Origin of the sequence: Alistipes provencensis (genome assembly GCF_900083545.1) — a bacterium.
Classification (GTDB): domain Bacteria; phylum Bacteroidota; class Bacteroidia; order Bacteroidales; family Rikenellaceae; genus Alistipes; species Alistipes provencensis.
On the sequence record NZ_LT559262.1, the window covers coordinates 1,334,910 to 1,356,360 of the forward strand.

The following is a 21,451-nucleotide window of genomic DNA, read 5'->3' on the forward strand; positions in this document are numbered from 1 at the left end:
ACGCACCGCCGCTTGCTGACCCGAAAACGAAAGGCGCCGCATCGTGCGGCGCCTTTGTGCGTGCAGGCCCTGTAAGCCGGGTTCTGTTCCCGGGGCGAACCCCGGGCCCCTGTCATTTATCTAGGACGGCAGTCTCCTGCCGCCTCGAGCAACCTACCCCCCGGCATCGGGCGAGCAACCCTTAATTGCCGGTATACACGGTCTTGCAACCCACGGGACGTACTGCCGGGCGACATTGCTGCCCCCGCGGTGGGCTCTTACCCCGCCTTTTCACCCTTACCCGCAGTTGCCTGCGGGCGGTCGTTTTCTGTTACGCTGCCACAACCTCACGGCTGTCAGGCCGTTAACCTGCGTGGTGCTCTGTGTTGCCCGGACTTTCCTCTCCCGGCCTGCGGCCGGCAGCGACAGAGCGGGCCTGCCGCGACAAAAGTACGGAATTAAATGGTAAAACCAGCCGGAAGGGGATGGAAAATTTAAGTCCCCTCCGAGGAGGGGATTTAGGGGAGGGTCAGATTTGCAAACACGGCCAAAGGCCGTGAATGCAGGACCGGTGATTCTGCAGGACGGGATGAATGTTTATCGGAGGGATGTCAAAGCATCTTCTTCACCCACCGGAATCCCTTGTAGGGCGGATAGCGGAACGGCAGGTCGATGCGCTCCGGAGCGATGACCACGCCCCGGCGGTGCGAAAAGACGTCGAAACTGTCGCGGCCGTGGTAACGGCCCATTCCCGAGTTGCCCACGCCGCCGAACGGCAGCCGGTCGTTGGCGATGTGCATGATTACGTCGTTGAGGCATGCGCCGCCCGACGAGGTGTGCTGCAGCGCCTTGACCCCGGTTTTTTCCGGCCCGAAATAATAGAATGCCAGCGGTTTTTCGCGCTCGTTGACGAATGTCAGGGCCTCGTCCGTGTCGTCGAACGGAAGCATCGGCAGCACGGGGCCGAATATCTCCTCCTGCATCACGGGCGATGCGGAGTCGACCTCCGCGAGCAGCGTCGGTTCGATGTAGCGGTCCGCCGCGTCCGTGCGGCCTCCGATCAGGACCTTGCCTTGGGAAAGGTATCCCGCCACGCGGTCGAAAGCCGGGGCGTTGACCAGCCGCACATAATAGGGACTTTTCTGTGCGTCATCGCCGTGGAGCCGCCGCAGGGCCCGTGCGAAAGATGCTGTGAATTGCTCCTGCAATGAGCGGTGTATCAACAGATAGTCGGGTGCGATGCAGGTCTGCCCGGCGTTGAGCGTCTTGCCCCAAGCGATACGGCGCGCCGCGACCTCGATGTCGGCCCCGCGGTCCACGATGCAGGGGCTTTTGCCGCCCAGTTCCAGCACGACGGGGGTGAGGTTTTTCGCCGCGGCGGCCATCACGACGCGCCCCAGCGCGGGGCTTCCCGTGAAGAAGATCACGTCCCAGCGCATGTCGAACAACTGCGTGTTCACTGCGCGGTCGCCCTGCACGACGGCGACATACTCCTCGTCGAAAATCTCGGTCATCATCCCCTCGATGGCCTTTGCGACGTGCGGGGTGTAGGGCGAGGGTTTCAGCAGGGCGGTGCATCCGGCCGAAATGGCGCCCACGAGCGGGTTCAGCAATAACTGCACGGGGTAGTTCCACGGCGCAACGATCAGCGCCTGTCCGAGCGGCTGGGAGAGGATGCGGCTTTTCGACGGCAGGAGTTTCAGCGGCGACGGACGGCGCTCGGGGCGCATCCATTTGCCGAGGTTGCGCAGGTGGTTGCGGACCTCGCCCCGGACGATGCTGATTTCGGTGAGGAGAGCCTCCTCGGGGGATTTGTGCAGGTCGAGCCACAGGGCGTCGCACAGACGCTTTTCCCAGTTGACGAGAGCCGCCTCGAAACGGCGGAGCATCGTGCGGCGGAACGCCTCGGGGAGCGTCGCTCCCGAGCGGAAATAGGCTTTCTGGGCCGCGGCGAGGGCCGAAATGCGTGCGGCAGGGGTATTTTCTAAAGGCATAGGCCGTTATTTTGGGGCTTTGGCGAAACGTTGCAAAGCCGCTGCCACACTCCGCGGCTATTTTTCGCGGAAGATGTTCAGGTGTGCCAGCAGCGGGTTGCGGCGGTCGAGCACGAGGAACTCCAGCAACAGCAGGACCAGCGCGGCGATAAGCAGGTACTGATACTGTTCGTTGAACTCCTCGAAGCGGACCATTGAGAGCTCGGTCTGCTCCATCTCGTTGATCGCCTTGACGATCTCGTCGAGGCCGATGGACTGCTTCGACGAACGGACGTAGGCGCCGCCCGTGATGTCGGCGATCTTGGCCAGCATCTCCTCGTTGAGCTTCGAAACGACCATTTCGCCCGTCTCGTCCTTGATGAACTCCCCGCCGATCTGGATCGGGGCTCCTTCGGGCGTTCCGATGCCGATGGTGAAGATCTTGACGCCCATTTGTGCGGCACGTTCGGCGACGGCGATGGCATCGTCGTCGTGGTTCTCACCGTCGGTGATCAGGATGATGACCCGGCCGTGGCTCTCCTCCGTGTCGCCCGAGAACGACAACAGGGCCTGTTCCAACGCCTTGCCGATGGCCGTTCCCTGCACCGAGACCAGCGACGGGTCGATCCGCCGCGCAAAGGCCCGGGCCATGCGGTAGTCGGAGGTGATCGGCAACTGGACCTTCGGTTCGCCCGCGAAGACCACCAGTCCCACGCGGTCCTGCTGCAATCCTTCGAAGAGTTTGCCGATGGCGTATTTGGTCCTTTCGAGGCGGTTGGGCTGGAAATCCTCGGCCAGCATCGAGTTCGATACGTCGATGGTGAGCATCATCTCGATTCCCTGCGCCTTCTCTTCGCGGAGCTTCGAGCCGAACTGCGGACGGGCCGCGGCCAGCACCAGCAGCGTGACGGCGATGCAGAAGAGGATGAACTTGAAGGCCACGCGCCCGGTCGAGACCTCGGGCATCAGCTCCTCGAGGATGCCGGGGTGTCCGAAGCGTGCAAGCCGTTTGCGGCGGCCGCGCGCGGCGAGCGCGTACAGCGCGACGAGCGCCGGGACGGCCAGCAGCAGCCATAGATATTGCGGATTTGCGAATCTGAACATTGCAAATGATCTTTTACGGTATTCGTTTCAGGACGAGGTTCGACAGCAGGAACTCCGCGAGCAGCAGCCCCAGCGCGGCCAGCACCCATGCGAGGTACTGCTCGTGGTAGGAGATGTGCTCGGTCACTTCGACCTTGCTCTTTTCGAGCTGGTTGATCTCGTCGTAGATGGCCTTCAGCTTGGCTTTGTCCGTGGCGCGGAAATACTGCCCTCCGGTCATGTCGGAAATGGCCGTCAGCGTCTTTTCGTCGATCTCGACCTTCTGGTTGACGAACGTGATGTTGCCGAACATGTCCATGGCCGGGTAGGGGGCCATGCCCTCCGTGCCCACGCCGATCGTGTAGACGCGGATGCCCTGCGCTTGGGCGATTTCGGCGGCCGTGCGCGGGGCGATCTCGCCCCGGTTGTTCACGCCGTCGGTCAGCAGGATGATGACTTTCGATTTGGCCTCGCTCTCCCGCAGGCGGTTGATGGCCGTGGCCAGTCCGTTGCCGATGGCCGTGCCGTCCTCGATCAGCCCGCTTCGGATGCGTGCCAACAGGGTCTGGAGGGTGCTTTGGTCGGTGGTCAGGGGGCTCTGCGTGAAGGCTTCGCCGGCGAACGCCACCAGACCGATGCGGTCGCCGTAGCGGTCGGCGATGAACGACCCGGCCACCTCCTTGGCGGCCGTGATGCGGTCGGGTTTGAAGTCGCGGGCCAGCATCGAGCCCGAGACGTCGATGGCCAGCATGATGTCGATGCCCTCGGTGTTGGTGCGGACGTTCTGCTCGACGTCCTGCGGACGCGCCAGCGCCACCACGAGCAGCGCGAAGGCCGCCGCACGCAGCGCGAACGGCAGGTGGCGCAGGTAGTAACGCACGGTTCGGGGGGCGCGCACGACGCCGGCGACGCTCGAAATGCGGATCGCGGCCCCGCCCTGCAGCGTTCGCCACACATAGTAGCCGATCATCGGTGCGAGCAGCGTCAGCAGCCAGAGGTAATAGGGTGAAGCAAAGTGCATAATCGTTCGGTTTTACCAGTTCTTCTTTCCGCGGACCACCACGCCCTGTTTCTCCTTCAGTTTCTCCTGAGTCTTGTCCTCCTGAGCTTGGATGGCGTCGAGCATCTGCTGCTGTTCCTGCGGCGATATGCCCGAAGGGGTCGGCTGGCCCTGCTGGTCGCCCTTGTCCTTATCTTTGTCGCCCTTGCCGTCCTGCGGGTCCTGTTTTTGATCGCCCTGCCGGTCCTCCGGCTGGCCCTGCTGATCTTTGTTCTGCTGGTCCTTGTTCTGTTGATCTTGGTTTTGCTGGTTCCGGTCTTTGTCCTGATCCTTGTTTTGGTCCTGATTGTCGTTGCCTCCTCCTCCGCCGCCGTTCTTGTCCTCATCGAGCAGACGCTTAGTGTAGGCGTAGTTGTACTTGGTTTCCATGTCCGAGGGATTCAGGCGCAGCGACTGCTTGTAGCTTTCGAGCGCTTCCTTGTACTTCTGCTGTTTGAACTGGGCGTTCCCGAGGTTGTAGAATGCCTCGGCACGTTCGTCGTCCGTGCGCAGGGAGTCTGCCGCGGCCTGCTGCATGGTCTGCTCGGCGCGGTCGAACCGCTCGGCCTTATAGAGTGCGTTTCCGAGGTCGTAGGTCGCCTCGAACTGTCCTGCAACGGCCTGCAGGGCCTGCTCGTAGCGGCTTATCGCCTGCTCGTAGTTGCCCTTGTTGTACTGCCGGTTGCCCTTGCGCACCAACGAGCGTTCGGGCATGCTCTGCGCCGAGACGCCGGCGGCGGCCAGCAGGAACGGGAATATATACAGGAGTTTGTACATCGTTGCAATCGTTTAGTTTTCCATCGGAGCGTCCCCTTCGGCCGGGGCGTCCTCTTCGACGAGTTTCGTCTCCTCGACGAAATAGTAGGCCTTCAGGTAGTCGGCCTCGTTCTGCTCGGCCTCGGGCGTCGCCTTGGCGAATTTCACCAGATCGGCATCCCGCAGGATGGCCGTCAGGTCCATACGGGCCTTGTCGGGTAGCTCCTCCTGCCGCATCGCGTCGATGATCTCGTCGGAGGTCATCTCCATGGCGCCGAAGCCCCAGCGGGCGGCGATGTAGGTGCGCAGGATGTCCGTCAGTCCCGAATAATATTGCTTGTGGCGGTTGTTCTGCCACAGCTTCTGATTGTGGAGCGCCTCGAGCGCCTGAATGGCCGCCACATGCGGAGGCAGCGGCGGAGCGGGCTTGAAGAGGTCCCCGAAGCCCTTGCCGCGGCTGGCGAGCCAGCGCTGGAGCGCATAGGCACCGGCCAGCAGGAGCAGCAGAATCAGGATGCCCCACGTTGCGTAGCCTTTGATTTCGAGGAAGCGGAACGGGAGGTTCTTCTGCGGCTTGAGGTCGTAGATCGACTGCGACGTGGAGTCGATCTGGAACGTGGCCACCTCGAGGTAGACCGAGTCGCTGCTGCGGAGCGTGTCGAGGATATTCTTGTCGGCGTAGAGCACCTGTGCCGCGCCGAGGTTGTACTTGCCTTCGTCGAAAGCCGCCATGCGGTACCGCTTGCGCAGTTTCAGGTGGCGTCCGTCGCGTTCGAGCGTGTCCACCGGGCACTCTTCGACCAGTTCGATCTTGCCGTCGCGGGGGTCGAACTCGGGGAACTCCACCACCTGCACCAGGTCTTTTTCCACGTCGATGATGTAGTCGAAGCGGTCGCCGATCATAATGCTGTCGGGTTCGACGCGCGCCGTGACGGTGGGCGTGTCCTGCGCCCGGGCGGCGAGGGCCGTGAAAAGAAGCGCTATTGCAAAGAGTCGTTTCATCGCTGTTTGAACAGTTTCATTAATTCGGCCACATAATCGCCGTCGGTCGAGATCATGGCCGTGTCGATGCGGTTGTGCTTGAGCGTGGAGCCGATCCGTTCGCTCCGCTCCTGCCACGAGGCGGCGTAATGGTCGCGCACGGCCCGCGAGGCGGTGTCCACCCACACCTTGCGGCCCGTCTCGGCGTCGCGCAGTTCGACGATGCCCACGTTCGGAAGCTCCGTTTCGCGGGGATCGTAGACGCGGATGCCCACCAGATCGTGTTTGCTTCCGGCGATCTTCAGGGCGTCGTCCAGCGCCGATTCGTCGCCGGACGAATCCATGAAGTCCGAGAGGATGAAGGTCGTGCAGCGTTTCTTGTTGACGTTGGTCAGGAAACGCACCGGCTCGGAGAGCTTCGTGCCCGCCGATTCGGGCTGGAAGCCGATCAGCTCCCGGATAATCATCAGGATATGGCTGCGGCCCTTCTTCGGGGGGATGAATTTCTCGACCCGGTCCGAGAAGAAGATGCAGCCGACCTTGTCGTTGTTCTGCGAGGCGGAGAAGGCCAGCACGGCGGCGATCTCGGTGATGATGTTCTTTTTCAGACGGTCGGTCGATCCGAACATGCGCGAGGCCGATACGTCGACCAGCAACATCATCGTCAGTTCGCGCTCCTCCTCGTAGACCTTGATGTGGGGTTTGCGCGAACGTGCCGTGACGTTCCAGTCGATGTCGCGCACGTCGTCGCCCGCCCGGTACTCCCGCACTTCGGAAAACGACATGCCCCGCCCGCGGAAAGCCGTATGGTACTTTCCGGCGAAGATCTCGTTCGAAAGACCGCGGGTCTTGATCTCGATCTTACGGACGCGTCTGAGAATATCGTTCTCGGTCTCCTGCATCGTTAGGGTACGATTACGTTGTTGAGAATGTCGGTGATGATCTCTTCGGTGGTGATGTTTTCGGCCTCGGCTTCGTAGGTGAGCCCGATACGGTGGCGCAGCACGTCGTGGCAGACGGCGCGCACGTCCTCGGGAATGACGTAGCCGCGGCGGCGGATGAAGGCGTAGGCGCGGGCGGCCTTGGCCAGCGAGATCGACGCACGGGGCGAACCGCCGTAGGCGATCAGGTTCTGGAGCTTCTGGAGGTTGTACTCCGCGGGCTCGCGCGTGGCGAAGATGATGTCGATGATGTATTTCTCGATCTTCTCGTCCATGTAGACGTCCTCGACCACCTTGCGGGCCTTGACGATGTCGTCGGGTGCGATGACCTTGCTGACCTCGGGCATCCCGGCGCCCGAGAGGTTCATGCGCACGATGTCGCGCTCCTCCTGCTTCTTGGGGTAGGAGATCTTGGCCTTGAGCATGAAACGGTCGACCTGCGCTTCGGGCAGCGGGTAGGTTCCCTCCTGCTCCAGAGGGTTCTGCGTGGCCAGCACGAGGAAGGGCTGGGGCAGCGGATAGGTGTTGTCGCCGATGGTCACCTGACGCTCCTGCATGGCCTCGAGCAGTGCCGACTGCACCTTGGCCGGGGAGCGGTTGATCTCGTCCGCCAGCACGAAATTGGCGAAGATCGGACCCCTGCGAACCACGAAATCCTCGTTCTTCTGCGAGTAGATCAGCGTACCGATCAGGTCGGCGGGCAGCAGGTCGGGGGTGAACTGGATGCGCGAAAATCCGGCGTCGACGGCTTTGGCGAGCGTGGTGATGGCCAGCGTCTTGGCCAGTCCCGGCACCCCTTCCAGCAGGATGTGGCCGTTGGACAGCAACCCGATCAGCAGGGTGTCCACCAGATGGCTCTGTCCCACGATGACCTTGCCCATTTCGGTGCGAAGCGTATCGACGAAGACGCTTTCGCGTTCGATACGCTCGTTGAGTTCTTTGATGTTGATGACTTCGCTCATGGTTTTATTATTGTTGTAGTATTGTCGGAGTTAACCTTTTAACGTTCGCAATGCAAAGATATTATTTTCTTTGGAAAATTCTTGCTCATTTCTTATTAACTTTGCAGGCATGGAATCCAACGAATCACCGATATTACGGGGCCTGAACCCCGCCCAGTACGATGCCGTCGTGAACTACGACGTTCCTTCGCTCATCATCGCGGGGGCCGGTTCGGGCAAGACCCGCGTGCTGACCGCGCGCATCGCCTATATGATCGAACAGGGCGTGGCGCCGTTCAATATCCTGGCCCTGACCTTCACCAACAAGGCCGCCGAGTCGATGCGCGAACGCATCGCGCAGATGATCCCCGACAACCGCAGCCGCTATATCCGCATGGGTACGTTCCACTCGGTCTTTTCGCGCATCCTGCGGGAGAACGCCGAGCGGATTGGCTTCACCAATTCGTTTACGATCTACGAACCGTCGGACTGCAAGAACCTCCTGAAGACCATCGTCCGTGAACTGAACCTCCCGGACGAAAAGTATAAGCCCAACCTGCTGGCTTCGCGCATCTCCTACGCCAAGAACTGCCTCGTGACGCCCGGCGCTTATCTGGCCAATACGGTCTACGCCACCGAGGACCGGCAGGCGCAGATCCCCGAGTTCGGCAACATCTACAACATCTACTGCCAGCGCTGCAAACGCAACGGGGCGATGGACTTCGATGACCTGCTTTTGCAAACCAACATCCTGTTGAGGGATTGTCCCGACGTGCTGGCCCGTTATCAGGAGCAGTTCCACTATATTCTGGTGGACGAGTACCAGGACACCAACTATGCGCAGTACACGATCATCCGCCGCCTGTCGCAGCACCATTCGAAGGTCTGCGTCGTGGGCGACGACGCACAGTCGATCTACTCGTTCCGCGGGGCCAAGATCGAGAACATCCTTTCGTTCAAAAAGGACTACCCCTCGGCGATGGTCTTCAAACTGGAACAGAACTACCGTTCGACGCGCACGATCGTCGATGCCGCCAACTCGGTGATCGCCCGCAACTCGAAACGCATGGAGAAGCATTGCTTCTCGGACGGCGACGTGGGCGAGAAAATCCGCATCCTCAAGGCCTACACCGACCGTGAGGAGGCCGAGATGGTCGTCACGGATTTGCGCGATAAGGTCCGTGCCGCGGGCGACGACTGGGCCGAGGCGGTGATCCTCTACCGCACCAACAACCAGTCGGCCGTACTGGAGGACAACCTCCGCCGCCGCGGTATTCCCTACCGTATCTACAAGGGTTCGTCGTTCTACGACCACAAGGAGATTAAGGACATGATGGCCTACATCCGGCTGGTTATCAATCCCCGCGACGACGAGGCGTTCAAACGCATCGTGAATTATCCGGCCCGCGGCATCGGCGACACCACCGTGCAGCGCATCGCGCAGCTGGCCGCCGAGCGGGGGCAGTCGATGTGGGAGGCGGTCGACGCGCTGGTCGCCGAACCTGCCGCGGACCCCGTGCAGAAGACCATCGCCCGCAAGGTGACGGATTTCGTGGCCATGATCCGCGCGCTGTCGCTCGCGCGCAACGACAAGGGGCTCTACGACTTCGGTCTGGAGATCGCTTCGCGGTCGGGCATCATCGCCGCCTACCGGGCCGAGAACACCCCCGAGGCGACCTCCGCGCTGGACAATATCGAGGAGCTGTTGAACTCGATGCAGGAGTTCAAGGAGCGGTGCGATGCCGAGATACGCAACGGCGAACGTCCCGAAGAGGAGGTGGCGACCATCGAGGAGTGGCTGCAAAACGTGATGCTGATGACCGACATGGACAAGGACAACCCCGACGACAACAACAAGGTGACGTTGATGACGGTCCATTCGGCCAAAGGCCTCGAATATAAATATGTGTATATTGTAGGTTTGGAAGAAAACCTCTTCCCCTCGCAGCGGGCGGCCGAGTCGCCCGACGGCATCGAGGAGGAGCGCCGCCTGTTCTATGTGGCCCTGACCCGCGCCAAGGTCTCGGCGACGATCTCCTATGCCGAGATGCGTTTCAAGTGGGGTAACATGGAGTTCTCGCGCCCGAGCTGCTTCCTGCGCGAGATCGACCCCAAATACGTCGAGTCCGACGCCGATTTCGCCGAGGCGCGTCCGCAAAGACGCTCCGACGACGGCGAAGCGCCTTCGGCCCTCGACGAACTGCGCCGGCGTTTCGACTACCGCTTCCAGCAGCAGAAACAGCAGGGCGGCGGCCGCTTCGGCGGCAACGGCGGGGGACGCGGCGGCAGTTTCGGCCGTCCCGCCGACGGTGTTTGCGCGGGCCGCACAGCCTCAGCGCTCCGGGACACCCGACCCGGCTCTCGTGCAGACCCCGCGGCCTTCGACCGACGGCATGCGCCGCGTCGGGGTTCGGCAGGCGATGGACGGCGGACTTTCGTCCGGGAGTGCGGCTCCCGTGAGCGGCGAATACGCCGTGGGCCAGCGCGTCGAGCACCCGAAATTCGGCGTGGGCATCGTGCAGCGCATCGAGACCCTCGCCACGGACCATAAACTGGTGGTGGCTTTCGACAATGCGGGTGAAAAGACCCTGCTGGCGAAGTTTGCCAAACTGACGAAACTCTGACCGCGATGGAAACGCCGCTCGTATCGGTCTGCATGACCACCTATAACCACGAGGCCTACCTCGCCCAAGCCATCGAGAGTGTACTGGCGCAGCAGACCTCGTTCGGCGTGGAGCTGGTGCTGGGCGAGGATTGCAGTACGGACCGGACGCCGGAGATATGTCGCGACTATGCTGAAAAATACCCGGACCGCATCCGGCTGGTGACCTCGCCGGAGAACGTGGGGTGGCGCCGGAACTACCGCCGCACGTTCGAGGCCTGCCGCGGGAAATACGTCGCCTACCTCGACGGCGACGACTGGTGGAGCGATCCGCTCAAATTGCAGAAGCAGGTCAGGGTGCTGGAGGCGGACCCCGGCTGCGGCATGTGCTATACGCGCGCTTCGAACTACTGGCAGGCCACCGACCGTACGGAGCCCGACCATCCGGACCATTACACCGATTTCGCCCGCCTGCTGTGCAGCCTGACCATCGCCAACTGCGCGACGCTGGCCCGCCGCGAACTGATCGCGCGTTACTACGCGGAGGTGCGTCCCGAGGAGCATCCCGAGTGGAAGACCGACGACGCCCCGATGTGGCTCTGGTTCTCGGTGTGCAGCCGCATAAGCTATCTGCCCGACATCACCGCCGTCCACCGGCGCCTTCCCGACAGCGTGAGCCACAGCACGGCCTATCGCAAGCGGATCGCTTTCTGCGACTCGCTGATGGACATCAGCCTCTGGTTCGAGGCGCATTACGGCACGGGCGGCAACCGCTTCCGCATCCTCCGGAGGCGCAGTTCGGTGGCCCTGTGGGTGCTCTCGTGGGAGGGGCCCGTGCGGGAGTACTTAGCCCGCTGGTGGAGCGATGTCAAGGGCTGCCCGCGGCTGGTATTTTGCCCCGAGGGGCCCGGACTGCTGGTGAAAAAGATTCTTTTCCGACGTAAAAAATAAAGGCTATGACAACGAAAGAGCGTTACGACGGCATTATCGCTTGGTTCTCGGAGCACATGCCCGTGGCCGAGAGCGAACTCCAGTACACCGATCCCTATCAACTGCTGGTGGCGGTGATCCTTTCGGCGCAGTGCACCGACAAGCGGGTCAACATGACCACTCCGGCGCTGTTCGAGGCTTTCCCCACGCCGTACCACATGGCGCAGGCTACCGCCGAGGAGATCTATCCCTACATCAAGAGCATCTCCTACCCGAACAACAAGGCCAAGAACCTCGCGGGGATGGCCCGGATGCTCTGTTCCGAGTTCGGCGGGGAGGTTCCCTCCGACCTCGAGCAGATGCAGCGCCTGCCCGGTGTGGGCCGCAAGACGGCCAACGTGCTGGGGGCGGTGCTGTGGCAGAAGGAGGTGATGCCGGTCGACACGCACGTCTTCCGTGTCTCGGAGCGCATCGGGCTCACGACCCGTTCGAAAACGCCGCTCCAGACCGAGCTGACCCTCGAAAAGAACATTCCCGGCCACCTGCTGCCGCTCGCCCACCACTGGCTGATCCTCCACGGACGCTACGTCTGTATCGCACGGTCCCCGAAGTGCGGCGAGTGCGGCATTGCGACTTGGTGCCGCAAGTATGCCGCCGACCACCGACAACCCAAACCTTAAAACGATGATAAAGATCGCCCTGCGCCTTTTACTGCTCCTGCTGCCTTTGGGCGGCATGGCCCGGACCCAGCAGGACTCCCTGCGGGTGCTGTGGATCGGCAACAGCTTCACCTATTTCAACGACCTGCCTGCGATGGTGCGCGAAATCGCCGCCACCCAGAAGGTAAAACTCTCCTGCACGCGCTTCCTCAAGGGCGGCGAACGTTTCTCGGGGCACCTGAAGAACCGGGAACTGCTGCGCGCCTTGGCCGACGGCGGCTGGGACTATGTCGTACTGCAGGAGCAGAGCACGGCTCCCGCGATGCCGACCGGGCAGGTTGCCCGCGAGGTCTATCCCGCGGCCCGGACGCTCGACAGCCTCGTGCATGCCGCTTCACCCGACGCCCGGGTGATCTTCTACATGACTTGGGGCCATAAGTACGGCAACCGCAAACCCGTGGCCGAATACCCGCTTTCGAACCGGTACGAGGGCATGCAGGAGCGGCTGAAGACCAGCTACCTCGAAATGGCTTACGACAACGGTGCGTGGTGCGCCCCGGTGGGCATGGCGTGGCAGACGGTGCGCCGCGAGCGGCCCGACTGCATCCTTTACCGGCCCGACTGCTATCACCCCGAAGTCCCGGGCAGCTACTTGGCGGCCAATGTGATCTTTACGACGATTTTCCAAAAGCCCTATCAGACGGCTTTCACCGCGGAGCTTCCGGCCGAACAGGCCGAATACCTCCAGCAGACGGCCCAGCGGAGCGTTCTCGGCAACCTCGTGCTGCTGAACATCCGGTAGGGCCGTTGGTATATCCCGCGTTTTTTCGTACCTTTGGCTTCGCCGAAGATACTGCCGCTCGGCAAAATGCAAGCGAACTTGCTTTTGCCCTCGCTTATTCGTACCTTTGCCAAGTTCACCAATGCTGATAAAGCGAATGAAGCTTTCGAAAGAACACATTGAACGCCTGCGGGAGATGCTCGAGCGTCCCGGACAGCGGATCGTCATCGTCTCCCACACCAATCCCGACGGCGATGCCGTGGGGTCGTCGCTCGCATGGGCCGAGGTCCTGCGCACGATGGGCCACGAGGTGATGTGCGTCGTTCCCAATAAATTCCCCTATTTCCTCGACTGGATGCCCGGCATTGACGAGGTCGTGGTCTTCAAGACCGACACCGAGGGGCGCGCCGCACGGGCCATTGCCGAAGCCGATATCCTCTTCTGTCTCGATTTCAATGCGGTTTCGCGGCTGGAGATTCTCAGCGCCACCATCGAGGCCAACACCACGGCCCGCCGCGTGCTGATCGACCACCACCTGTCGCCCGACGAAGGCTTCGACCTCATGTTCTCGCATCCCGATTCGTCGAGCACCTGCTTTCTGGTTTACAGCATCGTCGAGGCGATGTGCGGCACCGACGCCATTACGCGCAGCATGGCCGAGACGCTCTATGTGGGCATGATGACCGATACGGGCAATTTCGCCTTTTCGTTCCTCACCCCCGAGCTGTTCCGCGCCGTGGGCGTGCTGGTCGAGAAGGGTATTTCGATCCCTGACATCCACAACAGCGTCTACAACGCCTATACCGAGGGCCGTGCGCGGCTGTTCGGCTATGCCATCAACCGCAAGATGGAGATTATCCAGAACGGTACGGTGGCCTACATGTCGCTTATGGAAAACGAGATGCGCCGCTTCCAGTTCCAGCAGGGCGACAGCGAGGGATTCGTCAACTATGCCCTCACGATCAAGAAGGTCAAGATGTCGGCCATGTTTCTGGCACACCGCAAGTTCATCCGCGTCTCGCTGCGTTCGCGGGGCGGCGTCGACGTCAACCTCTTCGCCCGGAAATACTTCGAAGGCGGCGGCCACAAGAACGCCGCGGGCGGCAAGTCGTTCCTCTCGATGCAGGAGACCATCGACCATTATGTCCGCTCGGTGAAGGAGTTCGCCGAGGAGGGCCATCTGGACTGATCGTCATGGACGATTTCCGCCTCAAGGTCTTCATTACCGCGGCCCGGACGCTGAGTTTCACCCGGACCGCCGAACAACTCTACATCTCGCAGCCCGCCGTGAGCAAACACATCGGCGAACTGGAATCCCGTTATAAAGTGCAGCTTTTCGCCCGCCGCGGCAGCCGTTTGGAGCTGACCGACGCCGGGCGCACGATGCTCGAGGCCGCCGAACGGCTGGCCGACGACTACCGCCGGCTGGAGTACGAAATGAGTCTCTGCGCAAGCCTCACCGAGGGTGAACTGCGGCTGGGGGCCAGCACGACCATTGCCCAATATCTCCTGCCGCCCATCCTCGCGCGCTTCACGGCGCGGTTTCCCGGGGTGCGGGTCTCGGTCCTTTCGGGCAACAGCGCCGAGGTCGAGCAGGCGCTCGGGGAGCATGCCGTCGATCTGGGCATGGTCGAGAGCGTCAGCCGCCGGCAGGGACTGCACTACACCTTTTTCGCTCCCGACGAACTGGTGCTGGTGGCCCGCACGGGCGGAAAATACGCCCGCACCGAGTCGCTGACCCCCGAACAACTGCTGACGACACCCCTCGTACTGCGCGAGAACGGCTCGGGAACCCTCGAAGTGATCTCCGCGGCGCTCGCCGCGAAAGGCATCCGCCTTTCGCAGCTCGATGTGGTGATGCGCCTCGGCACGACCGAGGGCATCAAGGCTTTCGTCCGCAACAGCGACGCTTTGGCCATCGTGTCGGTGACCTCGGTGGTGGACGAACTGCGCAGCGGTGCGCTGCGGATCGTCGATATCGAGGGGCTGACCTTCTCCCGCGATTTCAGTTTCGTGCACGCCGAGTCCGAACCTGCGCGGCTCGTCCGGCAGTTCATCGACTTCGCCCGGGCGAATCTCTGATTCGGTTTCATAACCTCTGGTTATTCCAGATAACGACTTTTTGTTTCATATCCCGATAAAAGATGCGACCTTTGCCACGTTAATTAAGAAAAAGTTATCGTATCACGCATTAAAAAGAAGGATATGCTGGAAAAAGGCAACAGGGCGAACACCCTGCACGGAATTCTCTTGATCGCCCTGTTTTCATTCGCGGCATTCTACATCGCCGAAGTTCCCGTCGTGAAGCGGCTCTCGTTCAGTCCGCTGATCGTCGGCATCGTATTGGGCATGCTCTATGCCAACAGCCTGCGTAACAAACTGCCCGAGACATGGGTGCCGGGTATCAAGCTCTGCACCAAGCAGGTCCTGCGCTGGGGCATCATCCTCTACGGATTTCGCCTGACCTTGGCGCAGGTGGCTACCGTCGGCATTCCGGCCGTGGTAGTCGATCTGATCGTTGTGACGGTCACCATTCTGGGAGGCGTCCTGCTGGGCCGCCTGCTGAAGATCGACCGCGACACGGCGCTGATGACCTCCACCGGCAGCGCTATCTGCGGCGCCGCGGCCGTGCTGGGAGCCGAACCGGTCGTGAAATGCGAAGGTTACAAAACCGCGATTGCCGTCTCCACGGTCGTTATTTTCGGTACCCTTTCGATGTTCCTCTACCCCGTCATGTACCGGATGGGAATGCTCGGCGGACTGACGGATACGGGTGTAGCCATCTACACGGGCAGTACGCTTCACGAGGTGGCCCATGTGGCCGGGGCCGGCAATGCCATGGATCCGACCGATGCGCTGGGAATCGCCGGAACGGCCACCATCACCAAGATGATCCGCGTCATGCTGCTGGCTCCCGTGCTGGTCATCATGGGCTTCGTGCTGGCGGGACGCCGCAAGAACGGCGGGGAATCGAAGGACAAAGGTAAGATCACCGTGCCGTGGTTCGCTTTCGGATTCATCGGGGTCATCTGCCTCAATTCGCTGCTGCAATACCTGTGCGGGGCGGAAACGGTCCGGGAGATTCCGCTCAACGGCACCATCGAATACATCGACACCTTCATGCTGACGATGGCCATGACGGCGCTGGGTACCGAGACGAACCTCGCCAAATTCAAACAGGCCGGGGCCAAGCCCTTTGTGCTGGCCGGACTGCTCTATGTCTGGCTGGTCGTGGGCGGTTATTTCGTCACGAAATATCTGGTAGCGATACTGTAGTTTTACGGCAATTTTGGTAGTGCAGGGGCTTCGTGCTCCGAATAGAGCAGCACCCGCTCCCGTACGAAGTCCGCGAAATCGCGGGCTTCTTCGTTCGTGAGGAGGCCGGGGCGGCTCATCAGCACGAGCCGATGGGCGTGGAACGGCTTCCGGAACGAGGGGTGGATGTACTCTTGGGGATTCTCGACGAACCCGAGCCGCTGGTAGAAATGCAGACGGCGGATCGAAATCTCATCTTCCGGCGGATCGATCTCCAGAATGACGCGCTTGCCTTCCGAGAAGGCCGCAAGGGCTTTCGACCCCATGTTCTGCCCGCGCAGGCGGGGCGATACGGCCAGATGTTCGACATAGTGGAAATTTCCGGCTTTCCAGTGGAAGAGGATGCCGATAAACTCTTCGCCGCGCCAGATGCCGTCGGCCTCGAAATGCGGATCGCCGAACGCCCGGTCGTAGTCGGCGGCATTCCAGCGTTCACAGTCGGGAAAAGAGGTTTCGTAGAGGGCCCATGCCTCGTCCCAGCCTCTGTCGGCGCGGGATTTGAAGGGTATGAATTGCAGTTGCTCGGTCATAGCTCAAATTTTCGGCAAGATACGGCAAATTTCGCACAAAATCCAATCCGGGAATCCGCTTCTTTTATCCGGTTGTAAAATCAAATTCATAAAAATGAAACACAGGGTCGCTTATTTTGCGGTTCCGGAGGAGTTGTCTGCCTGTCCGGAATGCCGGAAATTTCCCGGGAACGAAAAAAATATCCGAATCTGCTCTTTTCGGGGGTCGGTATTTGCGATTGCCGTGTCTACTGATCGAAAAGCAATGGAAAAACAGACAAAATAGACATGCGTAAGGAGATAGACAGATTGATAAACTCCTACCGGACCAATACGCTGGGCCGGGAAGGGGCCGACCGGTTGGCGGAGTGGCTGGAGGAGTCGGCGGAGAACCGGGCCTATTTTCGGGCCTCTCTCGCTGCGGACGAAATATCCGCTTCGGCGAAGGCCGACCGGGAATGGGCGCGTTTCGCCGCCCGCAACAAGATCCTGTTTGCGGTCCCGAATACCCGGAATACGCGCCGCCGGCTGATCGCCCGGTATGCGGCCGTGGCCGCGGCACTGGCAGTCGGTATTTGTGCCGTCTGGTTCTGGCAGGGCGGATTCTTCAGGGCCGGAACTCCCGGAGCTCCGCAGGAGATCGCCGCCGAACAACCACTGCTGTACCGCACGGTGCGGGGCGAAAAGCGCAATATCACGCTGCCCGACGGCACGTCGGTCTGCATGAACTCCGAAGCGACGCTGACCGTGTTGGCCGGGTTCGGGCGGGCGACGCGTGAGATCGAGTTCGACGGGGAGGGATTCTTCACCGTCATGCCGGACAGGGAGTGTCCGTTCATCATCCACAGCGCCAACAACGATTATACCGTGCTGGGAACCTCGTTCAACCTTCAGTCCTATGCCAAGGAGGATTTCGCCGTGGTGACGCTCCATACGGGCCGCCTGCAGGCGCAGGTCAAGAAGGACGTCATCATCCTCGACCCCAACGAGGAGCTGCAGATCGATGCCGGCAGCAACACGATCTCCAAACGGGAAGTGCGTATCGATGACTCGATCGGCTGGATCGAGGGACGGCTGGTCTTCTCGGGGCATCCGCTCAAGGACGTGGCCAACAAACTTTCGCGCTACTACCAGGTGAAGGTCAACATCCACGAAGAGATCGCCAACCTGCAATATACGGGGGTGGTGGACAAGGAGTCGCTTCCCGAGGCGCTCCGGATGATCTCCGCGACCTCTCCGGTGCGGCTTTCGATCACCAATATCGACGGGGAATATTTCCTGTCCCGGGCCAAACGCAAATGATTTTCGATTATAAACTACCTAAACAATTTGAGTGAATGAACAGTTTTAACACCTTGGAACGTTGCTGCAGCACGCTGCATCGCTGGTTGGCGGGCGCACTTGCAGTATTGGTTCTCGCGGCTGCCGGCCATGTTCGTGCCGCCGAAGCCGGGGCGAATCCCGAGTCGCCGGTGACGCTGACCGTGGATCGGGCTTCGTTGGTCTCGGTCCTGAAAAAGATCGAGAGCCAGACCTCCTACACGTTTTTTTACAACAACGAACTGGTGGGAAAGGCCGCTCCGGTGACTCTCTCCGTGAAGCAGACCCCGGTGCGTAAGATTCTGGAGACGATTTTCGCCGGAAGCGACCTGACTTTCGAGTTCCGCGAAGACAAAATCCTCATCAAGAAGGTTTCTGCCGACAAGGCGGCCGATCAGGTCCGGGTTCCGGAAACGGCCGATGCTCCCGGAGGGGCTCCGGCTGTCGGCGAGGATCAGACTGTTGCCCCCCCCAACAAAAAAATACTGCGACAGGCGCCCCTGCGCTGATTCGCGGTGTCGTTAAGGACGATTCCGGGGCACCGATCGCCGGTGTCAGCGTGATCGTCAAGGGTTCGCTCGTCGGAGCCGTCACCGAAAGTGACGGCTCGTACCGGGTCATGGCGCGTCCCAACGACCAGCTGTCGTTCAGCTTTCTGGGTTACAAGACTCAGGACATTTACGTCGGCAGCAAGACGACCGTCGACGTCCGGATGGTCAGCACCGCGCAGGCCATCGACGACGTGGTGGTGACGGCGCTGGGTATGAAGCGCGCCGAGAAATCGCTGGGCTACGCCGCGACGAAGGTCGACGGGGAGATGTTCTCCTCGTCGAGCACCTCGTCCAACTGGCTCTCGGGACTTTCGGGACAGGTCGCCGGCCTGACGCTGTCCAAGGCCAATACGGGCGGCGGCGGTTCGATGCGCGTGACGCTGCGCGGCGAGTCGTCGATCGACCTCACGAACAACGGGGCGCTCTTCGTGATCGACGGTGTGCCGATGTTCAACACTTCGTCCGCTTTCGGCAGCGCTCAGTCGGTCGACTACGGCGACGGTACGGGTGATGTCAATCCCGAGGACATCGAGAACATCACGGTACTGAAAGGCCCCGCCGCCACGGCCCTCTACGGTTCGGAGGCGGCCAACGGTGCCATCATCATCACCACGAAATCGGGCGAAGGCCAGGACGGAGCGGTCTCGGTCACCTTCACCTCGAACTTCGTGGTTGATCAGATCAACTCCTCGCCCGATTTCCAGTACGTTTACGGTCAGGGTTCGGCCAAGGGTACCGACGGATTCCATTACGGCGATCCGGTCGACGGCGAGGGTTCCAATACGACCGACGTGGCGTCGTGGGGACCCAAAATGGACGGAACGCTCTACTACCAGTATTACGATGCGAACCGCGGCATCGGCGTCGACGAGAACGGCGTGCGCATTAAGACGCCGTTCGTGAGCTACGGCAACTGGTTCAAGAATTTCTTCCAGACCGGTTGGACGGCGACCAATTCGCTTTCGGTGTCGGGCAAGATCAACAAGAATAATTCGATCCGTCTCTCGGTGACCGATTACCGCAGCGAGTCGATCGTTCCCAATTCGCCGTGGAGCAAGCAGTCGCTGTCGCTCAAGAGCCACAACAAGGTCAACAAGTGGCTCACGATGGACACGTCGCTCACTTACTACCGCCGTGACAACGACAACCTGCCCGTAATGGGCTACGGTTCCAGTTCGATCATGTACTCGCTGTGGTGCATGTCGCCCAATATCAACATGGACTGGGCCAAGCAGTACTGGCTGCCCGGTCAGGAGCACGTCCAGCAGGATGCCGGTCTTTCGGGCGGCAAGAACAACCCCTATTTCACGGCTTACGAGCAGCTCAACACGCTCGACCGCGACCGCGCCTACGGCAACACGGCACTGAACCTGCACCTCTACAAGGGACTCGACCTGATGATCCGCGGCGGTATGGACTTCTCGCGCGACCTGCGTACGAGCCGCCATCCCAAGAGCTCCTATTCCTATAAATACGGTATGTGCAACGAGACCGAACTCTCCTCGCTGCAATTGTCGGGCGATTTCCTGCTCAAGTACGATCGCAAACTGGGCGCTGGGTTCAACCTCACGGCCAACCTCGGCGGAAGCATCATCAACCGTTCGTTCGTGCAGACGATCATGACGGCCGAGCAGCTCAAACAGCCGGGTATCTATTCGCTGGCCAACTCGGTCAACCGCATCAAGACCGACAACTACTCCTATGAGCGTCAGACGAACAGTATCTACGGACTGGTCTCGCTCTCGTGGCGTGATGCTGTTTACCTCGACATTACGGGCCGCAACGACTGGTCGTCGACGCTGCCTGTCAACAACAATTCCTATTTCTATCCGTCGGTTTCGGCCAGCGTGCTGCTGAACGAGCTGATCGATTTCGGTTCGGCGCGCAACGTGGTGAACCTGGTCAAGCTGCGCGGCAGTTTCGCGCAGGTGGGTAATGACACGAAGCCGTTCCGGACGGATAATTACCTGACCTCTTCGGACTTCTCGGGTAATTACCAGATTCCCACAACCATCGCCGCCCCGAACCTCAAACCCGAGATCGTGACCTCGTGGGAGGTGGGCGCCGACATCCGCCTGTTCCAGAGCCGGCTGAATCTCGACGTCGCCTACTACGACGGCGAATCGAAGAACCAGATTGTGAGCATCCCCGTCAGTTACTCCTCAGGTGTTGCGAAATATTACGGCAACTCGGGTCGCATTCGTAACTGGGGCTGGGAGGTTTCGGCCAACGGAACGCTCATCAAGACCAAGCAGGTGCAGTGGAAGGCCTATGTGAACTGGTCGCTCAACCGCAACCGGGTGCTCGAGCTGGGCGAGGGCGTCGATTCGTGGATCGTGGCCTCCTACTCGTCGCACGCCTATATGACGGCTTACGAGGGGCAGTCGATCTCGACGATGTACGGTCTGGGCTACAAACGCGCCCCCGAAGGTTCGTATATCGTGGGTAAGGACGGCTCGCTGACCGATGTCAGCGGCCAGATGGTGATCGACGAGAACGGTTATCCGCAGTACACCGACGAGCTGATGAAGCTCGGCGACTGCATGCCCGACTGGAAGGGCGGCTTCGGCACGAGTGTCAAGTGGAAGGGACTGACCTTTTCGGTCAGCTTCGACGGCCAGCACGGCGGACACGTCTACTCCTACAGCAATGCCCTGCTGGGTTCGCGCGGTAAAGGTACGGTGTCGCTGCCGGGACGTTACGACGGCCTGGTCCTGAACGGCGTCAACCAGCTTCCCGACGGCAACTATGTGCGCAACACCTACCGCACGGCCGATATCACCGAATATTACGGACTGGCCTATGCCTTCCAGAACGCCGAGCAGAACTTCGTCAGCACGCAGTTCCTCAAGCTGCGCGAGCTGCGCCTCGACTACGAATTCCCGAAGAAATGGCTGTCGAAGACCCGCATCATCAAGGGACTCGTGCTGTCGGTTTACGGCCGCGACCTCTTCTGCTGGTCGGATTTCCCCGGCTGGGACCCCGAAGGCGCCTTCATGCGCGGGGAATCCATCGTCCCGGGCTTCGAGATCGCCCAGATGCCCGGAACCCGCGCTTTCGGCGGCAGTATCAAGATCACTTTCTAACGCAG

General features: G+C 61.0%; 17 protein-coding genes, 1 other RNA gene and 1 pseudogene. 10 read left to right on the plus strand and 9 right to left on the minus strand.

The genetic code is table 11. The features are described from left to right. Positions 1–55: 55 nt before the first annotated feature. The 8 genes from rnpB to BN5935_RS05315 all read right to left on the minus strand — a co-directional run bounded on the left by rnpB (position 56) and on the right by BN5935_RS05315 (position 7,714). Positions 56–421: RNase P RNA component class A (rnpB, locus tag BN5935_RS05280), an RNA gene on the minus strand. A 169-nt stretch (positions 422–590) separates the two neighbouring features. Next, the gene (locus BN5935_RS05285) at positions 591–1,973 is read right to left on the minus strand and encodes an aldehyde dehydrogenase (RefSeq protein ID WP_064975198.1); all 1,383 of its coding nucleotides are present in this window, start codon (positions 1,971–1,973) and stop codon (positions 591–593) included. A 57-nt stretch (positions 1,974–2,030) separates the two neighbouring features. Beyond that, on the minus strand, positions 2,031–3,056 hold the full coding sequence (locus BN5935_RS05290; protein ID WP_064975199.1) for a vWA domain-containing protein: 1,026 nt from the start codon (positions 3,054–3,056) through the stop codon (positions 2,031–2,033). 13 nt (positions 3,057–3,069) lie between these two features. Further along, positions 3,070–4,056: a vWA domain-containing protein gene (locus BN5935_RS05295; protein ID WP_064975200.1), complete on the minus strand. Its 987-nt coding sequence runs from the start codon at positions 4,054–4,056 to the stop codon at positions 3,070–3,072. Positions 4,057–4,068: 12 nt separating this feature from the next. Further along, on the minus strand, positions 4,069–4,851 hold the full coding sequence (locus BN5935_RS05300; RefSeq protein ID WP_064975201.1) for a tetratricopeptide repeat protein: 783 nt from the start codon (positions 4,849–4,851) through the stop codon (positions 4,069–4,071). Positions 4,852–4,863: 12 nt separating this feature from the next. Continuing rightward, complete coding sequence (locus tag BN5935_RS05305; protein WP_064975202.1) at positions 4,864–5,832, minus strand: hypothetical protein; 969 nt, start codon at positions 5,830–5,832, stop codon at positions 4,864–4,866. Continuing rightward, positions 5,829–6,713, minus strand: a complete 885-nt coding sequence (locus BN5935_RS05310; RefSeq protein WP_064975203.1) for a DUF58 domain-containing protein — start codon at positions 6,711–6,713, stop codon at positions 5,829–5,831. Before BN5935_RS05310 ends, BN5935_RS05305 begins: the two co-directional genes overlap by 4 nt. Before the next feature lie 2 nt (positions 6,714–6,715). Continuing rightward, complete coding sequence (locus BN5935_RS05315; RefSeq protein WP_064975204.1) at positions 6,716–7,714, minus strand: AAA family ATPase; 999 nt, start codon at positions 7,712–7,714, stop codon at positions 6,716–6,718. 109 nt (positions 7,715–7,823) lie between these two features. Here BN5935_RS05315 and BN5935_RS05320 point away from each other — a divergent pair. From BN5935_RS05320 to BN5935_RS05350, 7 genes and pseudogenes are all read left to right on the plus strand, one after another. Next, a pseudogene (locus BN5935_RS05320) lies at positions 7,824–10,317 on the plus strand (ATP-dependent helicase). Positions 10,318–10,322: 5 nt separating this feature from the next. After that, complete coding sequence (locus BN5935_RS05325) at positions 10,323–11,246, plus strand: glycosyltransferase (protein WP_064975205.1); 924 nt, start codon at positions 10,323–10,325, stop codon at positions 11,244–11,246. A 5-nt stretch (positions 11,247–11,251) separates the two neighbouring features. Further along, complete coding sequence (gene nth, locus BN5935_RS05330) at positions 11,252–11,905, plus strand: endonuclease III (RefSeq protein WP_064975206.1); 654 nt, start codon at positions 11,252–11,254, stop codon at positions 11,903–11,905. A 4-nt stretch (positions 11,906–11,909) separates the two neighbouring features. Next, positions 11,910–12,686 (plus strand): SGNH/GDSL hydrolase family protein, encoded by a 777-nt coding sequence (locus BN5935_RS05335; protein ID WP_064975207.1) that lies wholly within the window; start codon positions 11,910–11,912, stop codon positions 12,684–12,686. 136 nt (positions 12,687–12,822) lie between these two features. Then, positions 12,823–13,854 carry a DHH family phosphoesterase gene (locus BN5935_RS05340; RefSeq protein ID WP_064975208.1) on the plus strand — a complete coding sequence of 344 codons (1,032 nt, stop codon included), beginning with the start codon at positions 12,823–12,825 and terminating at the stop codon, positions 13,852–13,854. Between the two features lie 5 nt (positions 13,855–13,859). Further along, on the plus strand, positions 13,860–14,747 hold the full coding sequence (locus tag BN5935_RS05345) for a LysR family transcriptional regulator (RefSeq protein ID WP_064975209.1): 888 nt from the start codon (positions 13,860–13,862) through the stop codon (positions 14,745–14,747). A gap of 123 nt (positions 14,748–14,870) precedes the next feature. Then, positions 14,871–15,941 carry a YeiH family protein gene (locus BN5935_RS05350; protein ID WP_064975210.1) on the plus strand — a complete coding sequence of 357 codons (1,071 nt, stop codon included), beginning with the start codon at positions 14,871–14,873 and terminating at the stop codon, positions 15,939–15,941. A gap of 2 nt (positions 15,942–15,943) precedes the next feature. Here BN5935_RS05350 and BN5935_RS05355 read toward each other — a convergent pair whose 3' ends face one another. Next, the gene (locus BN5935_RS05355; RefSeq protein WP_064975211.1) at positions 15,944–16,510 is read right to left on the minus strand and encodes a GNAT family N-acetyltransferase; all 567 of its coding nucleotides are present in this window, start codon (positions 16,508–16,510) and stop codon (positions 15,944–15,946) included. A gap of 267 nt (positions 16,511–16,777) precedes the next feature. Here BN5935_RS05355 and BN5935_RS05360 point away from each other — a divergent pair, with 267 nt between their 5' ends. From BN5935_RS05360 to BN5935_RS05365, 3 genes are read left to right on the plus strand one after another with little or no spacing between them, the layout of a single operon-like run. After that, on the plus strand, positions 16,778–17,791 hold the full coding sequence (locus BN5935_RS05360; protein ID WP_064975212.1) for a FecR family protein: 1,014 nt from the start codon (positions 16,778–16,780) through the stop codon (positions 17,789–17,791). 35 nt (positions 17,792–17,826) lie between these two features. Then, the gene (locus tag BN5935_RS15505; RefSeq protein ID WP_235821023.1) at positions 17,827–18,318 is read left to right on the plus strand and encodes an STN domain-containing protein; all 492 of its coding nucleotides are present in this window, start codon (positions 17,827–17,829) and stop codon (positions 18,316–18,318) included. A gap of 50 nt (positions 18,319–18,368) precedes the next feature. Beyond that, positions 18,369–21,446 carry a SusC/RagA family TonB-linked outer membrane protein gene (locus tag BN5935_RS05365; protein ID WP_235821024.1) on the plus strand — a complete coding sequence of 1,026 codons (3,078 nt, stop codon included), beginning with the start codon at positions 18,369–18,371 and terminating at the stop codon, positions 21,444–21,446. The last annotated feature ends 5 nt before the right edge of the window (positions 21,447–21,451 follow it).